Consider the following 15,116-nt stretch of genomic DNA (forward strand, 5'->3'; position numbering starts at 1 on the left):
CTTAAAGTACTCGTGATATCCCTTCCACCACTTCTCTTAAGTAATCCGTGCTGTGCGGCACCAGGTTATCCATGCGGATAGTGGTTACAAACGGTTTCTTTTCGCCATCTTCTGCCACTTCAAATCCTTTTGCTTCAACTTCCGTTCTTTCTCCGAGGCATAGCTGTGCAAACGCGGTGAATTCAACAGCGGCCATGCCTGCCACTTCTTCTTTTTGCAACTCTAACAATGCGTGAGGGTTTTCTGATGTACGATATAGAAAGTTGTGGCACTGTTCATTATCTAGGAAACTACCTAAGTGAATTTGGTCTTTAATGCTGCCTAAAGCGATGAGCTCTTCAAATGCGACCGTCAGCCCCAATTCCTCTTCAACTTCTCGGATTCCATCTTCCACCGTTTCTTCGGCCGTCAAATGGCCTGTTGCTGTAATATCAAAAAGATTGGGGAAATCCTTTTTCAATGGACTCCGAAGCTGAAGGTGAACAAAACCTTTTCCTTCTTTCCGGCTGACCATCCAGCAATGGAACGTTTCATGCCAATAGCCCCTTTGATGCACTTCTTCGCGGCTTGCTACGCCAATCGCGTTGCCGTCTTCATCGAACACGCGCAGCTTTTCTGTTTCCATGTCTTTTGCCTCCCCAATCAAAAAGCCTGCCCTAAAATGCAGGCAAGCTTTTGAATTTTCAAGTGGCGCCAACCACTTCCGCTGTTTCCAGCGGTTCTGCTTCCGGCTTCTGCACACGCGGATCCTGCAGCCAGCAAGCGGCTGTGTGGTTGTCTTCTCCCACTACGGTATCACGCGGCGTAAAGCTGTGGCACACTTTCATTGTATGAGGGCAACGTGCTGCAAATGCACAGCCTTCTCCAAGCGTTGCCAGATTTGGCGGAGATCCGCCGATTGGCAATAATGGCTTTGAACGGTCTTCGTTCATTTTCGGCATGGATTGCATCAAGCCCAATGTATACGGATGCTGGGGATTATAGAAAATCTCGTCCAGCGTCCCTTGTTCGACGATTTTCCCGCCGTACATGACCGCTACCCGGTCCGCCATATTCGCCACGACTCCTAAATCATGTGTAATCAAGATAATCGCGGTTTCGGTTTTTTGCTGAAGATCTTTCATCAAATCTAGGATCTGCGCCTGAATCGTTACATCAAGCGCTGTCGTCGGTTCATCGGCAATCAGCACTTTCGGGTTGCAGGCGAGTGCCAAAGCGATCACGACCCGTTGACGCATCCCTCCTGAAAATTGGTGAGGAAAGCTGTCCAGCCGCATTTCCGCTTTCGGGATGCCCACCAGTTTCAGCATTTCCAACGCCCGCTCCCGCGCTTGCTGCTTCGTCATTTTTTGATGGCGCTGAAGGCCTTCCATAATTTGCTTTCCGACTTTCATCGTCGGGTTCAATGAGGTCATCGGATCTTGGAACACCATCGATATTTCCGATCCGCGGATATCGGTAATTTGTTTGCTTGAAAGCCCCAGCAAACTCTTGCCGTCATAGACAATGTCGCCTTTTGAAATTTCAGTTGTACTTTTTGGCAACAGCTGCATGATCGACTTGGCCGTTACGGACTTTCCAGAACCGGATTCTCCGACAATCGCCAAAGTCTCGCCTTTTTTCAACTCGAAATTGACGCCTCGCACTGCCGTGACGTTTCCGGTTTGGGTCTTGAATGAAACATGCAGATCTTCCACTTTTAAGACAGTATTTTTCATTGTTCAGACCCTCCCCTATTTTTTCATCTTCGGATCTAGCGCATCGCGCAGTCCGTCTGCCAGTAAGTTAAAGCAAATCATGATGGCACTGATGACGAGTGCCGGATAAATCAATTTGTATGGGAAATACCGCATCGACTTATAGCCATCTTCAATCAATACACCAAGCGACGCTTGCGGCGCTTGCAGCCCTAAGCCGATAAAGCTCAGGAATGCTTCGAAGAAAATCGCTGTCGGAATCGTGAACATGACAGTGACGATGACAGGCCCCATGATATTTGGCATCAAATGTTTCCAGATCAACCGCTTGTTCGAAGCTCCCAATGTGCGGGAAGCCAAGATAAACTCCTGTCCTTTCAGCTGAAGGATCTGTCCCCGGACAACCCGGGCCATACCGACCCAGCCGGTGACAATCATCGCCAAAATGATGGAGGTAATACCGGGCTGAAGAACCAGGATAAAGAGAATGATGACAATCAAGTTCGGAATTCCCATCAGGATTTCAATGATCCGCTGCATGACATTATCGACCCGGCCGCCATAGAATGACGAGATGCCGCCGTAGATAACGCCGATCGCCAAATCGAGAAATGCCGCGACGAGTGCGATGAAGAGGGAAATTTGCGTCCCTTTCCAGACACGCGTCCATAAATCACGGCCGAATTCATCAGTGCCGAACCAGTAATTGGTGGCGACTTCGCGTTCCGCGTAAACGTCCGTTCCTTGTGCATTCAACCCATCAAAGCCGAGCCATTCCAGGCCCGCAACTTTAGGCGGCATATTCGAATGCGCCAAATTCTGTTCGCGGTACGTAAATTCATTCATGCTCGGTCCGATCAGCGCCATGATGATCAAAAGAATCAATAACACCAATGAAATCATGGCGCCTCTATTTTTTGCTAATCGCTGAAACGCTTCTTTCCAAAAGGAAACGGAAGGCGTCGAGATTTCTTCGCTCTTCTTTTGGTCCATCGGTGCGCGGACAAATAAATCATCCGGAATATTGTCTATGCTGTAATCGTTCTGCGTAGACATAGTTGGAAATTTTGCATCGAATTCTTTCATGCTGCTTCCCCCTTAAAGTTGATGCGGGGATCTAAGAAACCGTAAATGATATCGACGACAAACACGACGAAAATAAACAACGCACTATAGAAAATTGTGATTCCCATGATGACGCTGTAATCCAATACCAGGATTGATAAGGTGAATTGCTCTCCTAGCCCTGGAACTGAGAAAATTTTCTCGATGACAAGCGTTCCGGTCATGATCGAAACAGCGAGCGGCCCAAGCATCGTCACAACCGGGATCAAGGCATTACGGATGACGTGCTTCACGATGACTTGATTTTCACGCATGCCTTTTGCACGGGCCGTGATGACGTAATCCTGCCCGAGCACTTCCAGCATTTCACTGCGGATAAACCGGGCGACGGTTGCCGTAACGGTTACCGATAAGGCGATGGAAGGCAGCAAGGTGCTGGAATAGCCTTCCCATAACGCCACTGGCAGCCACTCAAGCTTTACGCCGATATAATACTGCAGCAAAGCTGCAAAGACAAAAGAAGGGATCGACATGCCGATAACTGCGAGCGCTACTGAACCATAATCAAATATCGAATTATGCTTCAAAGCGGAAATGATGCCGAGTACAAGTCCCAGAATGGCGCCAATGACCAAGGCCTGCAAGCCGATGAAAGCAGACGGCCCGATGCGGGTACTGATCATACTGGTGACGGTTCTGCCTTCATGCTGGAAAGAATAGCCCAAGTCGCCTTGCATCAAGTTCCCCAGGTAGTGAAGGTACTGCATCGCTACCGGCTGATCCAATCCGTATTTCGCATTCAGTACGGCCAATTGCTGGGCGCCTAATTTTTCAGGGTTGGTAAACGGTGTCCCTGGCAAAAGCTGCATGAGGAAAAACGTGGCCGTGACAATGATAAACAGCGTAATCAACATATATCCAATCCGCTTTACTAAATATCCCTTCATGGAAACACCTCTATTCTATGAGTTGAGTAATCTTCTGGATGAAAAAATACGAGGGGGCCGGATTTCCGGCCGCACCCTCGTATCTAAAGCTTGCCTAACTGTAGATTATTCTTCGATTGATGCCCACTTATACGTATGTGAAGCACCAGTAGGGTGTACAATTAAACCTTTGATTTTGTCTCTCATCAAGATCGATGTTCCGTCTTGGTAAAGCGGCACGATGGCTGCGTCTTCTTCCAATAGGATCTTCTCGATATCTAATAGCATTTCAAAACGTTTCGATAGATCCGTTTCTACACGTGCCTGTGCAACCAACTCATCCAATTTCGGGTTGTGGTATTTCATGCGGTTAGCAGATCCACCTTCTACCCACATATCCAGGTAAGTCATCGGGTCACTGTAGTCAGGCCCCCATGAAGACAAGGACAAATCATATTCAATCGCTTTTTCAATTTCAAGGCGTTGAGCGAAAGGAACTGCTTTGATTTCTAATTTAAAGCCTGGAAGATTATCTTCCAATTGAGCTTGGAGATATTCTGCCACTTTCTTATGGTCGTCAGAATCTGAGATGTTGATCGAAACAGTCAAGTCGGAAACGCCGGCTTCTTTCAATCCAGTTTCCCAAAGTTTTTGAGCATCTTCGATTGATCCTGTGTTGAAGTCTCCGTTCAAGTCACGGTAGTCTTCGCCTTCTGGAGATTGGAAGAAGCCTTTCGGCACAACGCCGTTTAGTGCAGTGGAACCGTCTTTCAAAATCACGTCCGTCAAGCTTTCTTTGTCGATTGCCATATTGATTGCCTGGCGGATGTTTTTATTGCCTAGAACCGGGTGCGTATGGTTGAAGCGAAGGAAAATCATACTTGGCTCAAGGATCGTGTCAAAGTTTGGATCATCTTTGTACTGGTCAACCGATTCTGAACTCAAATCGATGCGGTCTACTTTGTTTGTTTCGTATAAGTTCACACCAGTTGTTGGATCTTTTACGACGAATGCGTTGATTTTATCCAATTTAACGGATTCTGCATCCCAGTAGTCTTCGTTTTTCGCATAGTTCCAGCCTTGCTCATGCGTCCAGTCCGTTAGCGTGAACGGCCCGTTGAATAGGATGTTTTCAGCTTCTAGTGCATATTGGTCGCCTTGTTCTTCAACAAACTTCTGGTTTTGCGGCAAGAATGTCGGGAATGTCAGCAACGATTCCAATAATGGGTTGGCGCTTTCCAGCGTTACTTCCAATGTTTTTTCATCAATAGCTTTGACGCCTAATTCGTCAGCGTCTGCTTCGCCGTTCATGATCGCTTCGGCATTTTTGATGCTTGCTGTAACAAACATGAAGTTGTACGGGCTTGCATCTTTCATAACGCGTTTCCAAGCATATTCAAAATCTTGTGCTGTCACAGGCTCGCCGTTGCTCCATTTAGAGTCGCGCAACGTGAACGTGTGGACGGTTTGATCTTCATTTTCCGTATGGTCAGTAACTAAAGCTTCAATTGGCTGATGGTTTTCATCTTGGCGGTAAAGCCCTTCATTGACGTTGTTCAATACCGTAAAGGCAACACCATCATGCGCTTTTGTAGAATCCAGAGTAGGAATGTCCGCTGTTGCCGAGATATTCAAAACCTGGCTTGCTTCACCTTCTCCTCCGTCTGCCTTGGCGCCTTCTGAATTGTCGCTGCCAGAAGAACTAAAATTACAGCCGGACAGCATCAAAACAAAGGCCATCAATAACAATAATGCTTGTGCTCTAATCTTTCTCTCCATTTCCCCTACCCCCTAATTTTTCTAATAATTCTTTTTAATCATAATTGTTATTCTACTATTACGCAATAAGATATTTTAATTTTCAAAAATAATGGAAGCATGGTAATCTTTAATTATCCACTGAAAGGACCGTGCCTCATGACTAATAAACTCACCATTCTGCTGGGATCTCTTTTTATTTCTGTTGTCTTTTCTTTTTTGCTGGGTGGGCCATGGAATTTAGCCAAGTGGCTGGACGCAGTATTTCTTATCGGTTTGCTTTTGATCATGGCTGCATCCGTCATGATTTTGATCGAAGCCGAATTTTTCAATGCGTTCATCAAAAGCTTCAAAAACTTTTTCTCACGGGTTAATCAAAAAGAAAAATACATACGCGAAAGCGAAAGGCGGACAAGCGACGCAGTGGCTTACCAAAAAATATTCCCGATCCGGAAAGACCTGCTGCTGGTCGGCATCGCATTAAGCTTAAGCAGCCTGATCCTGTCGTCAGCGCTATACTATTTTCTTTCCTGATCTGAAAGATAGGAGCGGAAAAATTTCGTTTAAGATCACTATATTCCGAGTTTGCGCAGGAGCAAGTGGTTTAAAATGATGCTTTTACAAGAACCTCATCTTCGCTGTTTTGCTCTATGTCTTTGGAAATTGTTCCAGCACCGGCGCGGTTCCGGACGGGCTGAAGCAATAAGACGAGTGGTTTTCTCGGCTTATTGCGGGAAGCAAGTCCATAGCGCCGCAGTGCGGATTCCAGAAGCAGATGCTCGAATCCAACTAGCTTCTCGACAATCGGAAAAACCTTCAGCCATTTAACGGCTGAAGGTTTTCGTTTTTCTGTTCATAAAGAGTGACGCAGTTGCGTCCTTTGTTTTTGGATTGGTAAAGTGCTTTGTCCGCTTCTTTCGTCAGCTGATCGAGCGATCTCGTGCCATCGGAAAAACTTAGGCCGACTGACACGGAAACGATGCCTCCCGGCTGAAGCTCTTCCCCTTCAAAACGGTGGCTTTCAATATTCTGCCGGACTTTATCCGCCATGGCAAAAATCTTTTCCGGATCCGCTTCGCCCGTAAAGCAGATGATGAATTCTTCTCCGCCGTAGCGCGCGACCACATCGCTGTCTGAAGTGCTGTCGATGAGCAATTGGCCGATCGTCCGCAGCACCTGATCCCCTTTTTGATGCCCGTGGGTGTCGTTGTAAACCTTGAAATAATCCACATCCACCATGGCAATCGAAAGCGGCTGCTTATCGTCAACGAAAGCACCGACTTTATTTTTAAAGAATCGGATATTCGGCAAATGCGTCATCGGATCTTGGTTTGAATAAAACTCCAGCTCCCGCCGCAAAATCAAATTTCGGTTTTCTCCATTTAAAATAAGGGACATGGCCAAAACGGCAATGCCGGCAAAAAAGAACATGGCTGCAACGATAAACAGCGTGGCAGGCGTCGTCGCAATCATCCAGATCGATTTGATAAATTCAAACACCACAAATCCCGTAAGCATCCGTTTGATATTAATGATAATGAACAGATGGTTAAATGGCACTTTTTCACGGAATAAAGCACCGATAACGATTGGCAAGATGAGCGATTGAAGGATGCCTTCTACGACGGTCGGCCCGCCCACCGATGCCCGGAAAATTCCCGGAACAATGGCGGATAGGATACCGAGTGGCCAGCCGCCGATATAGGAGATAAAGAAAATGGGCACTTCCCGAAGGTCGAGGCGCATGCCTTCGTGGATAAAAGGATTATGCATCACGGAAAAAGATAAAAAACTAAAAAAAGCCGAAGAAAGCCAAAGGAATTGAGTAGAACTCTTCCATTCGACCAATAGCGTTTCTTTCAGTTTTAAAGCGAGATACATCAAAGCGATGATCAACGCCATATTTTCCAGGAAGAAAAACAGTAAATCATTCATTGCGCCCACTCCCAATCCACTTCCCTACAATTAAACTATGACCTAAGTTTAACAAAATTTGGTCTAAAGTCCATTTTAATAGGCGTTTATTGGCAGCATCAAAATTCGTCTTCATATAAATGAAAGTTAGTTTCTGCAGGCATTATTTTTCTGATATAAAGTTCGGTTTCTTTGGAAATATCCGGGACAAAGAATTCAGTTGCCCAATGCTCGAAGGTGGAGATCGTCGTTTCATCTGAAGACAGAAAAATCGAAAACCACTTAAATCCGCCGTCGCTATTCAAATAGGCTTTCATTAGCAGATGCATTAGTTCAGGAGTCACTTCTCCTGAAAAAACGGCGTACTGGCTTTCCTGCTGCTTTTGCAAAAGATCTTCCAACCCCCTCATCGCCTCCTGCTCTTCGTTCCAGCAATGGATCTCAATCTGCTGGCCTAATTTCAAGAAACGTTCTGCCAGCATCAGCCAGTACCCGTAATCCGCATTTTCCGGCACCCGCATGCTAAATTCAACATCCATAAAAACACTTAATTCAAAATGAAGATTTTCTTTCATGTACGGCTCCCTTCCTGGATCGCTCTTAATCCATCGTCTTCCTCATTTTAAAATTGGTTAAAGCGATTCCTTTTCGCACGACCGTTTGCTGCCGAATCGTTTCATAGCCGTGCTTTTCAAAGAAAGGCTTGGCCGTCAAACTGGCATCTAGAGTGATTTCAGAAAGCCCCAATTTCTCGGCTTCTTTTTCGGCCGCATTTAACAAAGCGGCTGCAACCCCTTGCCGCTGATGGTCTTTATGGACATAAAGCCGGTTCAAATAGCCATCTTGCTGCAAGTCGCTAAACCCTACAACCTTTCCCTTTTGTTCTGCGACAAAAGAAAGGTTTTGGGCAAGTGAAACTCGCCATTTTTCGATCCGTTCTTCTTTTTCATCCATTGGCGCCCATGCATTTAGCTGCTCAGCTGTGTAGTGAGCGGCGTTGACGGAGTGAACCGTTTCGTAGAAAAGTTCCACGACTGTCTCCAAGTCTTCGGAATGGTAAGGGCGAACTGCCAAATTTAATTTATCAATAAGGCCTGGTATTTCCGCTAAGCTTTCGATAGACAAGCCTGCTGGCCCTGGTGCCCAAAAGGCATTTCTTTTCCATATTCCAAGCATCCCGACTGCTTCTGCTGCTTGGACATCGTTTTCGGGATGATCACCGATATAGACAGCTTCTTCAGGAAGGACTCCAAGTTTTTCTAAGGCTTTTTGAAAGAGGGCAGGATCTGGTTTTTTTAATCCTTCCCATTCAGAAATAAGGATTTCATCAAAATAAGAGGCTATATTCAGCGCTTGAATGGCACCCATTTGGAACTGTCCTCGGCCATTGGTAATCATACCGAGACGCAAGGAGTTTTCTTTTAAAACCTCGAGCATTTCTATAAGATGCGGGAAGGATTGGCAATGAACCGCAAAATTCTCCACGTAATCTGTTAGCAATTCTTCTGGGGATATCCCTAAAACCTCATATTCTTTTGTTAATTGAGCATAGACTTGGTCTTTCCAAACGTATCCCTGTGCATCTAGTTCAATGAATCGGCCACAAAATTGCTTACGCGGAATATGGCTTAAGAATGCGTTCAACCGGTCGTACTGTGAATTGATAAAGGCGGTCAAAGAAGCCTCCCGATTTAGCAAAGTGCCATCTAGATCAAAAATAACAGCTTTAATCATTCGATTTCCACCTTTAAGGGAATCTGTTTTACAGCGACAAGCTCTGTCCCTTCAAAACTCAAACAGTAGATATCCGGCATTTGAAGTTTTCGCCAGAAATCCACATGATAGCCAGCATCGAAATAATTCATAATTAGCACCATCAGATTGCCATGCATGCCAATTGCGACGCGCTTTCCGGCCTAGCCCTTCAATACCTCCGCTACTTGCGCTGCTCCGCGTTTTTGGGCAACAGAGTTGGATTCACCGCCTGGAAAAGCGAATTGCTCATCTTCCCAAACACGGGCAATCGCGCTGTCAAAGTCCGTTAAGGCACTCTCACTTAATAGGCGCTCTTTGAAGTCTTCGCAGACTTTGACTTCCTGTCCAATTTCCGCTGCTAAAACTTCGACCGTCTGGATCGCGCGCTTGTAAGGACTGGACAGCACATGGTCAATCTTTTCTTCCTTTAACGCTTCCGCCACTTTCTGTGCATCCGAAAATCCTTGTTCCGACAAGGGCCGATTCCGTTCATCTGTTGAATAAACCGAATGCGCATGCCTCACTAAATATAAATGCGTCTGCATTTTATCCACTCTTTCCGCTATTCATTTCTTTATAGATTTCGAGCGACTCTTTTAAAAAGTTCCGGTCAAATCCGCTTTTTTGATGCAGCCGCTCCACCCATTCATCTAAAGTGGCGAGCGGCGGATCTTCAATGAGCCCTTGGGAGGTGCTTAGACAACTTTGCCAGTCTTCAAATTCCCAGTGGGCCGTTTCACCTTTGTACGGCAGGCGCATTTCAAAAAGCACTTTCGGATAGATATGGTTCTGTGAAAACTCCGCTGCCTCCCAAAAAGCTTCTTCGCTTACCGGTTCCAGTCCATACTTTTGGCGGGAAATTTTGCCGTTCGGACGGTGATAAAGAATCTCCACTTCGCATTTCCCGGGCAATACTTCCACTTCAGCACCTGGAAAAAAGCCCGCTAGCTTGCCGCTTTGAAACTTGCTGCTGCTCGCCTCGATCAGTATCGGTTCCAGCCATTGGTCGCCCAAATCGCATAAATACCGATTGCCTTCCTTATCCTCAGCAGCAAGGGCCGCATGTGCTTCCATTGTACCCAAATGGCTGCCAATCGGATATGCCCTTATGCCGGCTTCTTTAAATTCTTCTAATAACCAAAGCGCCAAATCAAAGCAATTCCCGGTAATCCCGTATTTTTCGCGATGGGCTTTCATTAATTCAATAGAACGCTGCTTTTTGGCCCCCGCTTTCTCGTAATACCAGGCTTTCGTCAATGTTTCCATTGGAAATCCATCAAACTTCCTCCAGACTTTCACGATTTCTTCAGGTGCCTTCATTTTCTCCACCTCTTTCGAGAACTGTCGATACGTATGTATTTCGGTCCAAAACTCATTGATTCCTTTAATAAAGGCAAACAAAAAGCCCAGCATTCGCTGGGCTTCCATTGGTTATTCCATTTCGTTGCCGGCCGGCTGCTCTACCAATTGCTGCAGGTTCTGGAACATCTGGTCCCAACCTTCTTCGGATTGGCCGGTGAATTCCATACCGGCTCGTTTGACGTCTTCATCCGTCCAGCCTTCTTCATGCGGCACAACAATCTCTTGGATAAAAGCCATTTCCACGCTGTTTTCTACTGAAGAAATCCAAACGGTGATGCGATCTTCCAAGCTATTGAATTGCGGCATTTCAAACGTGAACACCAGCTTATGCGGCGGGCTTACTTCGATGTAATGGCCGATTGCCCGGTAATCGGTGCCGCCGCGCCGGTCGATGATTTCCCAACTGCCGCCTTGCACGGGTTGGTTAACGGCTTTTTGATTGGTCGCTTCTGAAGAAAACAGCCATTTTTTCATAAGCTCCGGCTTTGTCCAAGCAGCAAACACTTTCTCTTCCGTGGTTTGGAATCTTCGCGCCATGGTTAAGGTTACGGTTGACGTTGCCATCAGATCCATCCTTTCAGCGTTCAGTAATGGAGTGCCAAGCAGCACCAGCTTTTAATGCCATATTAGCTCAAGCTGCTAGTTCAGGCAACATAATCTTCTTTTGGAATATCCTCCGATTCTCGGTCGCCGTAGTAGCGGCCTTTTGTCAAAACAGCCAAGGCCACGGTCATAATGGCAGCAAGAATCGCCGAGAAAAACGCAGCCGTGCTTTGCAGGAAGAGGCCCATATAGCCGAGCGCGGCAATCGTGCCGAGAATGCTCGGCACGAGAAGTGAAATAACGCCGACCGGATTCCATTTATATAATTTTTCCTGGCGCGCTTCATAGTAGCGCGGCCCGATTTTCAAGAGGCGTTTCACAATTAAAGCATCTGCCACTAAAACGGCAGCCCATGTCATCAACGCCACGCCTTGGAAAGTCATGGCCGTCCCAAGATGGTCGACAATTCCGCCGAGCATCAAAATAATGGCGATGACTCCTGAAACGACGATCCAGAAACGTCTTCCTGGCGTAAAGCGGAACATGTTCTCAAAGAAACTCGATAGAGACAGCGAGCTGCTGTAGATATTCGTGATGTTGATGCGCACTTGCGTCAGCATCGTAAAGATGACGCCGCCAAGGCCTAAAAGCAAGACGATGTAAACGCCGGGATTCGATTCGCCTAATGTGACGCCGAACCAGATCCCCAAGCCCCCCATTACGCCAAAACAGAAGATCTGCGGAATAAAACCGATGGCGATGGAACCGATTTTGATGTCTTTCGGTTTGAGGAACCGTGCGTAATCCGAGGCGATTAATGCCGTGAGGCCCATAATTCCATGCTGCATGCCGATGCAGAGCAAGAGAGCCGTCCCTCCAACTTGGACGCCTTCTGGCATATACGCCCAGAAATTGCCTTCATACACGGAAGTGGCATTGAAAGCCATATAAATTGCTGCGATGAGAAACGCGCCAAAAAGCGGCAGCGACCATTTTTGGAGCTTATCCAATTGTTTAATGCCAAACCAGTTGAGTGGAATGACAATGGAGCCAAAGAATATGATTAATAGCCATAAGGGGATGGCGGGGAAATAAGCATGAACTGCTGAAACGAGGATCATTCCTTCAAAAGCGCAGTACATGATAAAGTTCGAAGCATAGATTAATGAGGTGAGGGAAGCTCCGATATAACCGAATCCTCCGCGGGAAAGCAAGTTAACGTTCATACCTGATTTTGCGGATAGATACACAATGATCGAACCTAAAACACCGGCTACCACAATTGCATATCCTGCTGAAATGAGCGCATTGACGGCTCCAAACTGCAGGGCCATCACCGAACCCATCTGAAAATAAAAAATAGCGGTGGCGATGCCGAATGTGATATTCGTAATGCTGAGCCAACTCATTTTCCTTTCTTCGCGCGGCACGCGGTCAAAGGAATAATCGTTTGTCGCCTCTTTTCTCGGGGCTGTTTTCTTTTGGTCGATTTCTTTTTTCGTCCATTCTTGATCTGCGGTAATCTCAGATCTCATCTGATCGACTTCCTTTCCATACTTAGAATATTCTTTTGTCTAGGAACAGCAAAGTTTCCGGGCAAAAACGCCGCCCTTCAAACAAAAAAAACAGGCGGATTTTCCCGTCAGCATTTGATGCATCAACGGTTAAAACCACTTGTTTTTTGATTATAACATATTTTTGCGCATTTTAGTGAAAGAATGGAAAATCCCTTTATTCTAACAGGCTAAAATCCGCCTTTTCTCTATAAAAAATCCCAATTTCACATTTCTTTTTAATATATTAGCATATTAAAACCTGCTTTATTCCTCGTCCAAACCGCCTTTTCGCTGACGGATCTGGTAATAGTTCAATTGCTTGAATAATTCGGATGACGTGCCTTGGTCGACTGTAAATGCGACTCCGTGTTCATTCATGACCATTTTCTTGGTTTTGCGGACAATTGATCCATCCAACAGGAAAGGGCGCCCTAAAATACTGAAGCTGCATTCCACTTTTTCATCCATTGGAAATTCCTCCGGTGAGTAAAATACAAGGCCGCCGGCACTGACATTCTCAATTTCAATCGGCAAAGCCTCTTCAAAGCCTTCCCGTCTGATTTCCCCATCAATCAACCCATCAAAATCCACACGAAAAAATTCACGTCGATTCTTGCTCATTTTTGCTCCCCCATTACTTGTAGAAATCTTTGCTTACATATAGAGATTCACCAACAGGCCTTTCATTTCTCCGACGAGGCGAAGCACTTCGATGCCGTCTTTTTCATTGTCCAGCACTTCATCATTGATCGCGAGCAGTTTTTCATCGATCACTTCCACCAGCTGATGCGATTTCATGCCGCCATTCAGATGGAAACTCTGTTTCTCAGACAATTCGAGACCATAGCTCAACGATTCGCTGACAAATTGCTTGACTGAATTCTTATAGTCGATCAAATGTTCAATAGTGCGCTGTTTTGCTAAACGCTGTCCTTGAACATCGATGCGGTCCATTAACTGATTGAGTGAATCCAATTTTAATTTTGACTGGGAATTCCGCATAACTGCAGCAAAGGAATCCGCAGACTTGCCTTCGACAGCCCCTTTGCGCATCAATTCACCTGGAAATTTTGCCTGACCTTCAATCCGCAAAAGAACCCCTCATTTCATTTTTGGTAGCTTTTCTTTTTCTTTAGCATGTTGACGATCAATTCCACTTCGCCATGCTCCATCTTCAACACTTTTGCAATCTGTTTGGGCGCAAAGCCTTGCTTATACAATTTCGACACTTGTTCTTGATGCGATCCAGTTCCGGCAAATAAGGGACCTGTCTCCTGTTTTTCAGACACTTCCGGCGGCTCTGGCGCATCCGTTCTTCCAGCAGCCAACTGCTTTTCAAGCAAACGGATTCTTTTTTCGAATTTGTCTTCTTTTACTTTAATATAATCCGCAAGTTTTTGATACAGTTCTTCGTTCTCTTTTTCTATTTTTTCTACAAATTCTTCCATCCCTTGGTGAATAAGGGCCGCATCTTCGCTCAATTCCTCGCGTCTTTGCTTGTTTTGAATCAATACCACTATGGCACGAATGTTTAGCAATAACACAAGGACGATCAATTCAATCAATAACCATTCCATCGGGATCACCTTTACCTTCTAAGCTATTTCTAATAATGATCGTGCACAGCAAGCGTTGCTGCACGCAAACGCAAAATCGCTTTTGAATGCAATTGTGACACGCGTGAAACGCTGACGCTCAACACTTCCGCAATTTCTGTCAGTTTCAGCTCTTCAAAATAACAAAGCGAAACGACCAATTTTTCTTTTTCCGGAAGCCGGTCAATGGCCTGGGCCAACGATTCTTTGATGGCTTGCTCCGTTAAATGTTTTTCAGGGGAAGCAGCACGGTTGTCTTCAAGTGTACTGTACTTGCCGGACGGATCGTTTTCATTGTAATCCGGCTCGTCGATTGAAACCATCGAGGACAAGGCAGCTTCCGCTACGGTTTTATTGAGCTCGGCTTTCGTAATGCCGAGGTAGGCGCTGACGTCTTCATCTGTGACGGACGCATTCTTTTGCTGTTCGAGTTCGATATACGCTTTCTCGATTTTTTTGACTTTGTCGCGGATCGACCGGGGGAGCCAGTCGCGCGTCCGAAGCCCATCAATCACGGCGCCTTTGATCCGCCAAGTGGCATACGTTTCAAACTTCAAATCGCGCTCAATATTGAACTTATCAAATGCATCCAGCAGTCCTTCGTATGCAAGGCTGCGTATATCGTCTTTATCTACAGTTTTCGGCAAACTGAACGCAAAGCGCTGAATAATGTAATCGACCAGCGGCAAATAGCGTTCGACTAAGTAGTTGCCGGCTTCCGGATCTTTATGCTGCTGCCAGCCTTCCCAGTAACTGCGTTCGCTTTTTGATAATCTTGTAGTCAATACGAGTGTCACCACCATCTATGTGATCATGTTTTGTCTTTGTTAGTTTTTGTAGTCGATATTCCGCAAAACAGCTCGCTTGCCGGGGGCTCGCGCTGAGCTTGGTCCCCAAGGCGTCTTCGCTGTTTTGCTCCATATCTATAGAAAGTTCTCCAGCGCC

At 46.0% G+C, this 15,116-nt stretch carries 18 protein-coding genes; 1 reads left to right on the top strand and 17 read right to left on the bottom strand.

Translation table 11 applies throughout. The features are described from left to right. Position 1: 1 nt before the first annotated feature. The 5 genes from BN1080_RS16045 to BN1080_RS16065 form a co-directional block, all read right to left on the bottom strand. Entirely contained in the window at positions 2 to 625 is a 624-nt protein-coding gene (locus BN1080_RS16045) for an NUDIX hydrolase (RefSeq protein ID WP_052653804.1), read from the bottom strand. A 58-nt stretch (positions 626 to 683) separates the two neighbouring features. Then, positions 684 to 1,718 (bottom strand): ABC transporter ATP-binding protein, encoded by a 1,035-nt coding sequence (locus BN1080_RS16050; RefSeq protein ID WP_052653807.1) that lies wholly within the window; start codon positions 1,716 to 1,718, stop codon positions 684 to 686. 15 nt (positions 1,719 to 1,733) lie between these two features. Further along, a complete protein-coding gene (gene opp3C, locus BN1080_RS16055; protein ID WP_052654701.1) occupies positions 1,734 to 2,753 on the bottom strand; it encodes an oligopeptide ABC transporter permease in 1,020 nt (339 codons plus the stop codon). Positions 2,754 to 2,779: 26 nt separating this feature from the next. Further along, positions 2,780 to 3,709, bottom strand: coding sequence for an ABC transporter permease (locus tag BN1080_RS16060; protein ID WP_052653810.1), 930 nt, complete (start codon positions 3,707 to 3,709; stop codon positions 2,780 to 2,782). A gap of 105 nt (positions 3,710 to 3,814) precedes the next feature. Further along, on the bottom strand, positions 3,815 to 5,467 hold the full coding sequence (locus BN1080_RS16065) for a peptide ABC transporter substrate-binding protein (protein WP_052653813.1): 1,653 nt from the start codon (positions 5,465 to 5,467) through the stop codon (positions 3,815 to 3,817). A gap of 138 nt (positions 5,468 to 5,605) precedes the next feature. Between BN1080_RS16065 and BN1080_RS16070 the strand changes: the two genes are divergently transcribed. Then, complete coding sequence (locus BN1080_RS16070) at positions 5,606 to 5,980, top strand: DUF3899 domain-containing protein (protein ID WP_052653816.1); 375 nt, start codon at positions 5,606 to 5,608, stop codon at positions 5,978 to 5,980. A 282-nt stretch (positions 5,981 to 6,262) separates the two neighbouring features. On the opposite strand, the gene BN1080_RS16075 is transcribed toward BN1080_RS16070, so the two are convergent. The 12 genes from BN1080_RS16075 to BN1080_RS16125 form a co-directional block, all read right to left on the bottom strand. Next, on the bottom strand, positions 6,263 to 7,381 hold the full coding sequence (locus BN1080_RS16075; protein ID WP_052653819.1) for a GGDEF domain-containing protein: 1,119 nt from the start codon (positions 7,379 to 7,381) through the stop codon (positions 6,263 to 6,265). 98 nt (positions 7,382 to 7,479) lie between these two features. Further along, positions 7,480 to 7,935, bottom strand: a complete 456-nt coding sequence (locus BN1080_RS16080) for a hypothetical protein (protein WP_052653822.1) — start codon at positions 7,933 to 7,935, stop codon at positions 7,480 to 7,482. A gap of 25 nt (positions 7,936 to 7,960) precedes the next feature. Further along, positions 7,961 to 9,094, bottom strand: coding sequence for a GNAT family N-acetyltransferase (locus tag BN1080_RS17535; RefSeq protein WP_110925676.1), 1,134 nt, complete (start codon positions 9,092 to 9,094; stop codon positions 7,961 to 7,963). Continuing rightward, positions 9,091 to 9,225: a phosphoglycerate mutase gene (locus tag BN1080_RS17540; protein WP_324607165.1), complete on the bottom strand. Its 135-nt coding sequence runs from the start codon at positions 9,223 to 9,225 to the stop codon at positions 9,091 to 9,093. Before BN1080_RS17540 ends, BN1080_RS17535 begins: the two co-directional genes overlap by 4 nt. Before the next feature lie 51 nt (positions 9,226 to 9,276). Beyond that, on the bottom strand, positions 9,277 to 9,660 hold the full coding sequence (locus BN1080_RS16090) for a histidine phosphatase family protein (protein ID WP_324607166.1): 384 nt from the start codon (positions 9,658 to 9,660) through the stop codon (positions 9,277 to 9,279). A gap of 1 nt (position 9,661) precedes the next feature. Beyond that, complete coding sequence (locus BN1080_RS16095; RefSeq protein ID WP_052654703.1) at positions 9,662 to 10,435, bottom strand: hypothetical protein; 774 nt, start codon at positions 10,433 to 10,435, stop codon at positions 9,662 to 9,664. A gap of 111 nt (positions 10,436 to 10,546) precedes the next feature. Continuing rightward, positions 10,547 to 11,041, bottom strand: coding sequence for an SRPBCC family protein (locus BN1080_RS16100; protein ID WP_052653825.1), 495 nt, complete (start codon positions 11,039 to 11,041; stop codon positions 10,547 to 10,549). A gap of 80 nt (positions 11,042 to 11,121) precedes the next feature. Then, on the bottom strand, positions 11,122 to 12,555 hold the full coding sequence (locus tag BN1080_RS16105) for a purine-cytosine permease family protein (protein WP_052653827.1): 1,434 nt from the start codon (positions 12,553 to 12,555) through the stop codon (positions 11,122 to 11,124). Positions 12,556 to 12,840: 285 nt separating this feature from the next. Next, complete coding sequence (locus BN1080_RS16110; protein WP_052653829.1) at positions 12,841 to 13,197, bottom strand: PilZ domain-containing protein; 357 nt, start codon at positions 13,195 to 13,197, stop codon at positions 12,841 to 12,843. 33 nt (positions 13,198 to 13,230) lie between these two features. Further along, entirely contained in the window at positions 13,231 to 13,668 is a 438-nt protein-coding gene (locus BN1080_RS16115) for a YaaR family protein (RefSeq protein ID WP_052653831.1), read from the bottom strand. Positions 13,669 to 13,682: 14 nt separating this feature from the next. After that, positions 13,683 to 14,153 (bottom strand): DUF6115 domain-containing protein, encoded by a 471-nt coding sequence (locus BN1080_RS16120; protein ID WP_234398981.1) that lies wholly within the window; start codon positions 14,151 to 14,153, stop codon positions 13,683 to 13,685. A gap of 29 nt (positions 14,154 to 14,182) precedes the next feature. Further along, a complete protein-coding gene (locus BN1080_RS16125) occupies positions 14,183 to 14,974 on the bottom strand; it encodes a FliA/WhiG family RNA polymerase sigma factor (protein WP_052653837.1) in 792 nt (263 codons plus the stop codon). Positions 14,975 to 15,116: the final 142 nt, after the last annotated feature.

Origin of the sequence: Planococcus massiliensis (genome assembly GCF_000821325.1) — a bacterium.
GTDB classification, from domain to species: Bacteria; Bacillota; Bacilli; order Bacillales_A; family Planococcaceae; genus Planococcus; species Planococcus ruber.